The sequence below is a fragment of the Moorena bouillonii PNG genome (assembly GCF_001942495.1).
GTDB lineage: Bacteria > Cyanobacteriota > Cyanobacteriia > Cyanobacteriales > Coleofasciculaceae > Moorena > Moorena bouillonii.
Genome location: NZ_MKZS01000001.1, coordinates 7,306,284 through 7,317,570, shown reverse-complemented (window position 1 = coordinate 7,317,570; position 11,287 = coordinate 7,306,284). Strand labels below are relative to the sequence as shown.

8 protein-coding genes and 1 pseudogene are annotated in these 11,287 nt (G+C 42.0%); 6 read left to right on the top strand and 3 right to left on the bottom strand.

What is annotated here, in order from left to right; translation table 11 throughout:
* Positions 1–66 precede the first annotated feature (66 nt).
* A complete protein-coding gene (locus tag BJP37_RS29810; RefSeq protein ID WP_075904304.1) occupies positions 67–1,629 on the bottom strand; it encodes an MBOAT family O-acyltransferase in 1,563 nt (520 codons plus the stop codon).
* A 528-nt stretch (positions 1,630–2,157) separates the two neighbouring features.
* Between BJP37_RS29810 and hpsE the strand changes: the two genes are divergently transcribed.
* From hpsE to BJP37_RS29780, 5 genes and pseudogenes are all read left to right on the top strand, one after another.
* On the top strand, positions 2,158–3,153 hold the full coding sequence (gene hpsE / locus BJP37_RS29805; RefSeq protein WP_075904302.1) for a hormogonium polysaccharide biosynthesis glycosyltransferase HpsE: 996 nt from the start codon (positions 2,158–2,160) through the stop codon (positions 3,151–3,153).
* A 204-nt stretch (positions 3,154–3,357) separates the two neighbouring features.
* Positions 3,358–3,597, top strand: a pseudogene (locus tag BJP37_RS45245) (glycosyltransferase family 2 protein); the annotation flags it as partial.
* A gap of 415 nt (positions 3,598–4,012) precedes the next feature.
* Positions 4,013–5,008: a glycosyltransferase family 2 protein gene (locus BJP37_RS29790; protein ID WP_075904300.1), complete on the top strand. Its 996-nt coding sequence runs from the start codon at positions 4,013–4,015 to the stop codon at positions 5,006–5,008.
* 1 nt (position 5,009) lies between these two features.
* Complete coding sequence (locus BJP37_RS29785; RefSeq protein ID WP_075904298.1) at positions 5,010–5,993, top strand: glycosyltransferase; 984 nt, start codon at positions 5,010–5,012, stop codon at positions 5,991–5,993.
* 314 nt (positions 5,994–6,307) lie between these two features.
* Positions 6,308–6,583: a hypothetical protein gene (locus BJP37_RS29780; RefSeq protein ID WP_143727860.1), complete on the top strand. Its 276-nt coding sequence runs from the start codon at positions 6,308–6,310 to the stop codon at positions 6,581–6,583.
* A 208-nt stretch (positions 6,584–6,791) separates the two neighbouring features.
* On the opposite strand, the gene BJP37_RS29775 is transcribed toward BJP37_RS29780, so the two are convergent.
* Both BJP37_RS29775 and BJP37_RS29770 read right to left on the bottom strand, forming a co-directional pair.
* Entirely contained in the window at positions 6,792–7,046 is a 255-nt protein-coding gene (locus tag BJP37_RS29775; RefSeq protein WP_075904294.1) for a hypothetical protein, read from the bottom strand.
* Between the two features lie 195 nt (positions 7,047–7,241).
* On the bottom strand, positions 7,242–8,423 hold the full coding sequence (locus tag BJP37_RS29770; protein WP_075904292.1) for a glycosyltransferase family 4 protein: 1,182 nt from the start codon (positions 8,421–8,423) through the stop codon (positions 7,242–7,244).
* A gap of 752 nt (positions 8,424–9,175) precedes the next feature.
* Here BJP37_RS29770 and htpG point away from each other — a divergent pair.
* Positions 9,176–11,188, top strand: a complete 2,013-nt coding sequence (htpG, locus tag BJP37_RS29765; protein WP_075904290.1) for a molecular chaperone HtpG — start codon at positions 9,176–9,178, stop codon at positions 11,186–11,188.
* The last annotated feature ends 99 nt before the right edge of the window (positions 11,189–11,287 follow it).

Sequence of the window (11,287 nt, the reverse complement as noted above, 5' to 3'; positions counted from 1 at the left end):
CCCCATCTCCCCATCTCCCCATCTCCCCATCTCCCCATCTCCCCATCTCCCCATCTCCCCACACCTTTAAAACTGGAAGTAAAGAAATTCCGAAACTCTGTTAAGAGATAGTAGGCAAAATGTAGCGATTAAGCCAATACCTGTTGCCCAGTACCAGCTAGGCTTGAAGTGTTTCATGATTTGCTGGGTATTAGGCAAAAAGGTAACCCCTAGGATTAGTCCGAATAGTACCATAAAGGTCTTTTCTAAACCTATAGGTGGCAGAAGAACGTTCATCTCTTGCCACTCCTGAAATTGGATGCCTAAGGGGGTTAACCAACCCAAGGTATTTTGATAAGTAGTAGGTAAGATAACGCCCTTGAGTCCTACCATTGCCTGTAATATTCCTAGACCTTCACTAATAGTCGTCGCCCTAAACAATACCCACGTACTCACCACTGCTAAAAATGTCAGGATCCAGGCTATAATTTTCGGCATCGATAGCTTCATTTGCCGCCAGCTATGATTAATTACCAGAAATAAGCCATGGAGTCCCCCCCAAATCACAAATGTCCAGCCAGCACCATGCCACAATCCTCCGAGAAGCATTGTAGCTAATAAGTTACCATATTGACGTAGACGACCGCGACGATTACCACCAAGAGGAATATATAAGTAATCCCGGAGAAAATTGGACAAAGTGATGTGCCAACGTCGCCAAAAGTCACTGATAGATCTCGCTTTGTAGGGGGAATTAAAGTTAATCGGTAGGCGGATATTTGTGATTAATCCTAAGCCAATGGCCATGTCAGAGTAGCCGGAAAAATCGAAATACAGTTGAAAGGTATAACTCAATGCCCCCACCCAGGCTTCTACAAAGCTGAGTTGGTCAGTATTGTTAAAAATAGTGGCTACCCAGGGAGATAGATTATCTGCGATCGCAACTTTTTTACCTAAACCTAGGATAAAGAGGCTCAGCCCCATTCCCATGTTTTTCCAGGAAAACAGGCTATTGCGTAACTTCTCAAACTGGGGCAATAGTTCATCGTAACGGAGAATTGGACCGGCTATCAGTTGGGGAAAGAAAGACACAAACAGGCTATAGGTCATAAAATTATACCTACACTTTTTCGTTTCCCCACGATAAGCATCAACAATATAGGCAATTTGGGTAAAGCTATAAAAAGAAATCGCTAAAGGAAGTAAGATTGGTGGAATAGTGATACTTGTGCCTAAAATATAGTTTAATGAATCTACGAAAAAATTAGCATATTTGAAATAGCCCAAAATCGCTAAATTAAAGCAAATACCTATCCAAAGCAGCAGTTTAGTTTGCTGTTTATAACTAACTACTGTAGATACTATGCTTGAGATTTTATCTGGTTTATCAGGAGCCGCACTATCCTCTCCACTTCCTTCGTCTAACAGAATTACTAGCTTCTCTATCTGTTTGCCAATGACATAGTTACCACTAATTGAAATTATTAACAGAGGCAGATAAGTAATTTTCCAATAACCATAAAAAAATAGGGATGCTAACGTCATCCATACCCAGGTAGCTTTAACCACACGGAAGCGACTTAAGCCAAAAAAAACCACCAGGGTAATGGGAAGAAAGCCGAAGATGAAAGCGTATGAGTTGAATAACACGGTAGATGACTCTCGGTAAGTAGGAAATGCTAGGAATATTGCTGTTTTTTAACAGTCAATAGTGAATAGTTAACACTAAATAGTCAAAACGAAACAGTAAACAGTAAACACTAAAGAGTCAACGGTCAACACTCAAAAAATTTTTGGATAAGGGAAAATAATTTTATAAACACCCTGCATGTCCCTTACCTTGTCCGGTGTCAATGGTTCTAGTCCATGACGTCCATCTCAAAGGTTTTTAGGTAAGGGAAAATAATTTGTAAACACCCTGCATCTCCCTTACCTTGTCTAGACCACGAGTTATATGGGTAAGTTCACCCATGCTGGCCAATGGGATCGCCCTTGAATTCCAGGAAAATACAGTTGTTGATTTTATCATAATTATGATTGAGTGGGTGAAGGAGGTTCTCTCCATCAATCTCAAATCACCAATCAGGATATCTCAGGATATCAAATTATGCTTCTATTAGTTGAGCCAATTTGGCAAAATTGTGGTGATTTACTAACAAAGCTAGATGAGCTAGTTCTATGGCTGTTGACTTTACTGTAGCGATTCCGACCTATAATGGGGCGAAGCGTTTACCATTACTGCTCGAAGGACTGCGATCGCAAATATTCCTCAACCCCATCAGTTGGGAAATTATTGTTGTTGACAACAATAGTAGCGATGATACTGCCCAGGTTATTCAAGACTATCAAAGCAATTGGGATTTATCTGTCCCCTTAAGATATTGTTTTGAACTCGAACAAGGATCAGCATTTGCCAGGTTGCGAGCTGTCCAGGAGGCTAAAGGTGAATTAATCGGTTTTTTAGATGATGACAATTTACCTGATCCCAACTGGATTGCTGCAGCCTATAGCTTTGGTCAAGAGTATCCTAAGGCAGGAGCCTACAGTGGTCAAATTCACGGTGATTTTGAAGTCGAACCCCCAGAAAATTTTGATCCCATCAAGCAATTTCTGGCAATTCGGGAACATGGACCAAACCCCCATCCCTTTCAACCCGAGCAAATCAGGCTACCCCCAGGGGCAAGCTTAGTCGTTCGTAGACAAGCTTGGCTCGATAGTGTGCCACCTCGTCCCAGTTTGACAGGCAAACTACCCGGATTATTCGTGCAGGGGGATGATTATGAGCCATTGCTGTATATGTACAAAGCAGGTTGGGAAATTTGGTATAACCCAGCCATGCATAGCTATCATCAGATTCCCCAGTGGCGTCTTCAGAGAGATTACTTGCTCACTCTCGCTCGTGGCTGTGGTTTGGCCACATGTCAGCTCCGCCTGATTAATGCTACCTTTTGGCAAAAGCCTATAGTAATTACCAAAACCTTATTGGGAAATTTGCGCCGATTTATCCTACATTTCCTTAAGTATCGAGGACAATTTAAAACTAATCTCATTGCCGCCTTCCAACTAGAATTCTTCTGGGGCAGTTTGATTAGTCCATTTTTTGTTATTAGAAAGCTTTTACAAAATAAGGGAACAGGGAGCAGGGAGCAGGGAACAGGGAACAGTGTTAACTAATAATTGAGGCAAATACTATCATTATAACACTTTTTTAATAGGTATGTTTAGATTAAAAAAAAATCATATTCAATGAAGTACAAAAACTAATTTTTACGACTCCCGATTCCCGATTCCCGATTCCCGATTCCCGATTCCCGATTCCCGATTCCCTATTTCCTACTCCCTACTCCCTATTCCCTATTCCCTATTCCCTTTGCTATCATGACCCAAATATCCTTAATTATTCCAGTTAGAAATAGGCAACACTATACTCAGACTATTCTGAGTCAAATTTTTCAGCAAATTCCTAAAGTAAATACCGATAATACCTCAGTTATCTCAGTCATCATAGTAGATGATGATTCCACAGATGGCACCCGAGACATGATTAGACGTCAATTTCCCAATGTTTACTTAATTGAAGGAGATGGCAATCTTTGGTGGACAGGTGGGATTTGTCTGGGGATGAACTATGCCATAGATAAATTAGACTCCGATTACCTAGTGTGGCTAAATGATGATATATCTNCCCGATTCCCGATTCCCGATTCCCGATTCCCGATTCCCGATTCCCGATTCCCGATTCCCGATTCCCGATTCCCGATTCCCGATTCCCGATTCCCGATTCCCGATTCCCGATTCCCGATTCCCGATTCCCGATTCCCGATTCCCGATTCCCGATTCCCGATTCCCGATTCCCGATTCCCGATTCCCGATTCCCGATTCCCGATTCCCGATTCCCGATTCCCGATTCCCGATTCCCGATTCCCGATTCACGATTCCCGATTCCCGATTCCCGATTCCCGATTCCCGATTCCCGATTCCCTATTTCCTACTCCCTACTCCCTATTCCCTATTCCCTATTCCCTTTGCTATCATGACCCAAATATCCTTAATTATTCCAGTTAGAAATAGGCAACACTATACTCAGACTATTCTGAGTCAAATTTTTCAGCAAATTCCTAAAGTAAATACCGATAATACCTCAGTTATCTCAGTCATCATAGTAGATGATGATTCCACAGATGGCACCCGAGACATGATTAGACGTCAATTTCCCAATGTTTACTTAATTGAAGGAGATGGCAATCTTTGGTGGACAGGTGGGATTTGTCTGGGGATGAACTATGCCATAGATAAATTAGACTCCGATTACCTAGTGTGGCTAAATGATGATATCTCTCTGTCAGACAATTTCCTTAACAACCTGATTGATATTTGTCAGTCTCCACTGTACAATAATACAATTGTTGGCGGTATTGTACGGGATAAAACCTATTCCGATTGGATTGTGTTCAGTGGGATGCATCAAAAACAGCCAATTCGGAGTATGGATTGTTTTGCTACAGCAGAGGCTAGGTCAGTCGATACCCTAAATGGTAATATAGCTATCATCCCCAGAGCAGTGGTCGATAAAATTGGATTTCCAGATGCTGATAGATTCAGGCATTACGGCGGTGACTTTGAGTTTGTTAGTCGTGCTCATAAATCAGGATTTAACGTGATTTTGTCAAGTAAACTCCAAGCCACTACTGATTATAATTTAAATGACTTGATTCGTTATATGCCCCCTTTATTACAATGGTATCTTCAACCGAATACAGCCAAAAGACTAGAGATTTTGAAAGGATTCACTAATTTAAAGTCAAATTATAATATCTGGCATATGGTCAATATAATTTATCAAAATTCAAAACATGTACCTTTCTGGAGGTATGCTATTTTATATGTTAGGCAAGTTATTAAACTGTTAGTCAGTGATTTTTTACTCAAGAGTCAAACTGAAACAACTCTCAAAACCTATTTGAAGCAGCACAATGCTCCAGAAGAAACTATTCAGGTGCTGATGAACCATAGAACTAATTCAGGATAATATGGTTTTAATATCTATAATTATACCGGTTTATAATGACGAAAAAACTATCAAACAGACGATTGAATCGGTTTTAAATCAGACATTTAGTAATTTTGAACTAATTGTCATTGATGATGGCTCCAAAGACTCGACATGGCCAATAATTTCTAGCATCAAAGATGCTCGCTTAAAAATTTTTTCCTATCCCAATGCTGGCGTCAACCGAGCCCGTAATCGTGGATTATCCCATGCTTCAGGGGACTATATTGCTTTCCTAGATGCCGATGATCTCTGGCATCCGGATAAATTAGAGTTCCAGTTAAACGCCTTACAAGCAAACCCCCAAGCCGCCGTTGCCTATAGTTGGACAAATTACATCGATGAATCAGGTCAGTTTTTGCGGCGAGGTAACCATATCACTCTCAATGGTAATGTTTATCCTCAGCTCTTGCTAACTGATTTTTTGGAAAATGGTTCTAACGTCTTAATTCGTAGAAAAGCATTTGACACAGTTGGTCAATTTGATGAATCCCTAACCCAGGCAGAAGATTGGGATATGTGGCTGCGGCTCGCAGCTCATTATCCCTTTGTAGCTGTACCATACCCACACATTTTATATCGAGTCTCTGCTAATTCAGCCTCTTCTGATACTGACAAGATGGAAGCAGGTTGTTTACAAGTAATTGAACGAGCCTTTGCTGCTGCTCCTGATTCTCTACAATATCTGAAAAAGCACAGCCTCGCTAACCTGTATAAGTACCTAATTTTCAAGGCTTTTGAATCCTCTCCACAAGGACACCAAACCCTAGCCGCACTCCGATTTCTTTGCCATGCCCTCAGACATGATCCAACCTTATTACTGGCAAAGGTTACCTTAAAAGTATTGCTGAAAATTATCCTATTACTTATAGTACCTGCTCCTCAGTCTACTGCATTACTGAATCGATTTCCAAGATTGTTAAATACTAGCACTATTCTCGGATATCTGCTAACAGAACCTTAGAGCATCTTGGTTTTAGGGAGCTTCGGAGCAGGCAAGTGTGGGGAGATGGGGAGATGGGGAGATGGGGAGATGGGGCAGATTTTTATTAAGGGTAATTATCCGGAGATGATATTAGTGATTGGCTCAAGACAATACTAATGGTGCGAGGTTTGGTGTTGATGAGCTGAGCCTGTTAATAACTTTCAACATAATAACCTTTAACATAAAATAGCAATTCTCTCTCCGATTAGGGACAAAGCGATCCCCCTAAATCCCCCTTAAAAAGGGGGACTTTGAGATTTATAAATGTACCTCATCAATGCAATAAACTAACCTTGGCCAAAAGGCCACGCTACGCGAACAACCTGCTAACCTTAAACACTAATAACCTTGGCCAAAAGGCCACGCTACGCGAACAACCTACTAACCTTAAACCTACTAACCTTAAACCTGCTAACCTTAAACTTACTAACCTTAAACCTACTAACCTTAAACTTACTAACCTTGGCCTTTTGGCCACGCTACGCGAACAACCTACTAACCTTGGCCTTTTGGCCACGCTACGCGAACAACCTACTAACCTTAAACCTACTAACCTTCAACAAGAATAACCTTAAACCTGCTAACCTTGGCCTTTTGGCCACGCTACGCGAACAACATACTAACCTTAAACCTGCTAACCAAAAAAAATAGCCGCAGAAATACTTTCCACGGCTAGTAATTTTCGCTTATGCACTCAATTTTCTCACCTATCTGTTCGCGTAGCGAACAGACCGGAGCCTTTGCCCTGGGGGGAAACCCCCCCAGAAATTTAAGGTATTAACGCCAAATCCAGTATCTCCTCATAATCGTAATAAATTGCCCTGGAATTCCAGTGGGCTGAAGAGGACTCCACTCCGAAAGCTGTGCATAGCCCATGGCATTAAGGATATGCATGGTATGGCTTATTTGCTGGCGAGTTCCCTTCACAATATACGGAACAAGGAATTCTTTTTCGGAAAACTCCTCAGGAGTAATCTTCCGAGTGATATCCTCTGGATTATTGTCTGAATTTGGCAGAAAATTGTGATGCATAGTCTAAAAAAGGTTTTTAGGTTTACAACTATAATAATAATGATTACAATATTATTTTTCAAGGGTTTTTAGAATGAAGAATTTAGAATGAAGAATTTAGAATGAAGAATTTAGAATGAAGAATTTAGAATGAAGTTCCCTACTCCCGATTCCCGATTCCCGATTCCCGATTCCCGATTCCCTGCTCCCTGCTCCCTACTCCCTACTCCCTACTCCATTTACCATTAATCTACACCGTTCAATCATATCAACATAGGCGGTTGATAACTGCTGCCAACTAAACCTTTCATAGACCTTGCGATGACAATTTTTACGCTTACTATCGTTATACCCTTCACTCAATACTTGAGTAATTAAATTAGCTAAACTTCCAGTTAATTCAAAATTAGCGAAATATCCTTCATTGCCTAAAACAAAGTGAGTAATGTCATAATCATGAGCTAAACAAGGTAAACCATGGGACATCGCCTCGACAATTACTCGTGGTAATCCTTCATGGAGAGAAGCTAAGACGAAAATATCAGCAACTTTATAGTAATTCGTTACCTGCTCACGAGCAACAGTTCGCACTTGAAACTGATCAACCCCTAATAGCTCTTGGCCAAGCTGAATAATTTCTGGTGATTCAGCATCCTGTTGACCTAATAATAATAGGAATGGTCTAGGTTTTGGCAAACTCGCTACTTCATTAATAATGTAGTCCATGCGTTTATGAGACTTATTAATCGCTGCCACAGAAAGAATTAAGGGTTGCTGTTTCGGTAGTCCTAATTTCTCTCGTAACCCCTCTCGTTCTAATGGTGACAGTATCTGTAATTTGGCAGGGATAAAGAATCCAGAGGGTAGTAGACTTTGTTTATCAGCAGGCTCTCCATAAGTTAACGCCTGTTTAAAGTGAATTGGTGTTAACTGCTGTACATGATCCCAACGGTAAAAAGGAGGAGAGAAGGCTCCTCCATTACGGAAAAGCAGCTTATAACTCTGTTTTGTCAAACGCCGCCAGTGCCACAGTAGATAGCCTAAGCCATCATCACTGAAGTAAATTACCTCTGGACGTTCACGATATATATGTGATAATAAACTTACGATAAATGATGCTTGTTCAATAAAGTAGCCTTCTTGTCTGACAAAATAGTCACCTTTTTTTAAAAAGTTACTTAATTGCTTAACCAATCTTCCCAGTTGACCGGCCATCCAACTATACCGTGGTAGATTCCATAATGTAATCATTTTTTCTTGAGACTTACCTCCTCCTTTAAACAGGGTGATATCAAGAGAAGATTCCTGAGATAAAGCGGCGAAGAACTCTTGGGCAAACGATTCATAGCCCCGCTGGATATGACCTAGACCAGAACAGATTAGAAAAACTTTAGTCATGGGATCGCGGATTGATTTATTCTCGGTATATAGTTAAATTGTATAGGGGAGGGAATAGGGAACAGGGAATAGGGAATCGGGAATCGGGAATCGGGAATCGGGAATCGGGAATCGGGAACAGGGAACAGGAAATAGGGAATGAAAAAACTTTGTTAACCTATCTGGTTAGCTGCTAATTATCATAATATCCTATTTCCATTGAATTTATTGCAACTTGGAAAGGCAATAGATAAAATGCAAAAATAAAGACAATAGGCAAAAGGGAAGAGGGAATACTTAATCAAGTACATAACCCTAAAAACAACAATAATTAACCCAAATTATGATTGATAATAACACCAGCAAAAAAATCGGATATCTTCCTTAATTTACCCTGTTGCCTCTTGCCTGTTGCCTCTTGCCTTTTCCCGATTTCCTACTCCCTACTCCCTGTTCCCAGATCCGCTGTTCCCTTTTTTAAACTAAATACCCCTAAAATAGTTATGATACTTAACAAGGGTTGTAGTGGAGTCAATCCTTGTGGGTGCTTGGTGTTTTATCAAGATTGACACTCCCCGCTATTTCCCCATCCCCCCATCGCCTCCATCTTTGGGATCTTCCCTGTATTCCCTCTGTTCCCTTTATTTCCGCTCTTCCACTCCCTAAGATACGGAAATCCGAATCCCTATCGGTGGACAACCCCATCTCTCCTATCAAAAGTAATCCCTCAAAATCGTTAAAGGGACATTCATCATATTAATGTAGCAATACCAATGACTGTACTGGAACAAGGCACAATCACGATTCATACTGAGAATATCTTCCCGATTATCAAGAAGTCTCTCTACACCGATCACGAAATCTTCTTGCGGGAGCTGATCTCCAACTCAGTGGATGCCATCCAGAAGTTGAAGATGGTCTCTTATGCTGGGGAGATTGACGGGGATGTGGGAGACCCGGAAATTAAAATTACCCTTGATAAGGATAAGAAAACTCTATCCATCTCTGATAACGGCATTGGGATGACTGCCGATGAGGTGAAAAAGTATATTAATCAAGTTGCTTTTTCTAGCGCTGAAGAATTTATCCAGCAGTACCAAAAGCAAGCTGACCAACAGATTATCGGTCACTTCGGATTGGGTTTCTACTCTGCTTTCATGGTGGCTCAGAAGGTAGAAATTGATACCCTATCTCACCGAGGAGGGGCAACAGCCGTGCATTGGTCTTGTGATGGTTCTCCAGCCTTTGAACTAGCGGATTCTGAGCGGACAGAACCAGGTACTACCGTTACCCTCACTATGCAAGAGGAGGAACAAGAGTACTTAGAACCCTCACGGGTTCGTCAGCTAGTGAAATCTTACTGTGATTTCATGGCAGTGCCCATCAAGCTGGAAGATGAGGTGATCAACAAGCATGAGGCACTGTGGAAGAAATCTTCAAGAGACCTGACTAAAGAAGACTATCTGGAGTTCTATCGCTATCTTTACCCATTCCAAGATGAACCCTTGCTGTGGGTACATCTAAACACTGATTATCCTTTCCTGCTTGATGGCATTCTCTATTTCCCCAAATTGAAGCCAGACGTGGATGTGACTAAGGGGCAAACCAAGCTTTTCTGTAATCAAGTGTTTGTCAGTGACAACTGTGAGGAAGTGATTCCTAACTTCCTAATGCCACTGCGAGGGGTGATTGATAGTCCTGATATTCCCCTGAATGTTTCCCGTTCTGCTCTGACCAAAGACCGGACAGTGGCTCGGATTGGTGACTTTATTGCTAAGAAAGTTGGCGATCGCTTAAAGCAACAGTATCAAGATGAGCGGGATCAGTACATCCGTTCCTGGCAAGATGTGGGTACATTCGTTAAGTTTGGCTGCATCAATAGCGATAAGTTTAAGAAACAAGTAGAAGATATTGTAATCTTCCGCACCACCTATCAACCGGTGGAAAGTTCCGAAGCTCCAACCACTGACACCCCTACTGACACCCCTAAGGTAGAAGTGCAATCCCAAGAGGGGGATGCTTGGGAGGATGTCACTCCGGATGGGGACACCGAACAGGCCAAGTCTTCTTCTTCTCAACCCTACACTACCCTCAAAGAGTATTTAGAGCGCAATAAAGAACGCCACGAAAATCGGGTATTCTATTGCACTGATGAGGCTAGCCAAGCCACTTATGTAGAACTGCACAAAAATCAAGGGTTAGAAGTCCTATTCATGGACTCCTTTATCGACAGTCACTACATTAGCTTCTTGGAACGGGAATATACAGAAGCTAAGTTCTCTCGGGTGGATTCAGACTTGGATGATACCCTTGTTGATCAGGAGCAGGAAAAAGAGATTGTTGATCCCAAGACCAACAAAACCCGTTCTGAACTGATTAAGGAACTGTTCGAGCAAGCGATTAATAAGCCTAAGGTCAATGTCCGGACTCAAGCCCTCAAGTCTGATGACCCCCAAGGCACCCCACCCGCCATGGTATTGTTACCGGAAGCCATGCGCCGTCTACAGGAAATGACTGCCATGATGCAGCAGGAGTCGGTGCAGTTCCCAGAGGAACATATTTTAGTGGTAAATACCACCCACCCACTGATTCAGAATCTAGTTAACCTCAATCAAGGCAGTATTATTCAGAGTGGCGGTCAGTCTCCCTCAGCGGAATTGGCTACCATGATTTGTCAGCATGTCTATGACCTGGCACTGATGGCCCAGAAAGGCTTTGATGCGGAAGGCATGAAGGCGTTTGTGGAACGGTCCAATAAGGTTATGACCCGTTTGACGCAAGAGTAATCGGGAGTAGGGAGTAGGGAGTAGGGAGTAGGGAGTCGGGAGTAGGGAGTCGGGAATCGGGAGTCGGGAATCGGGAATCGGGAATCGGGAATCGGGAAT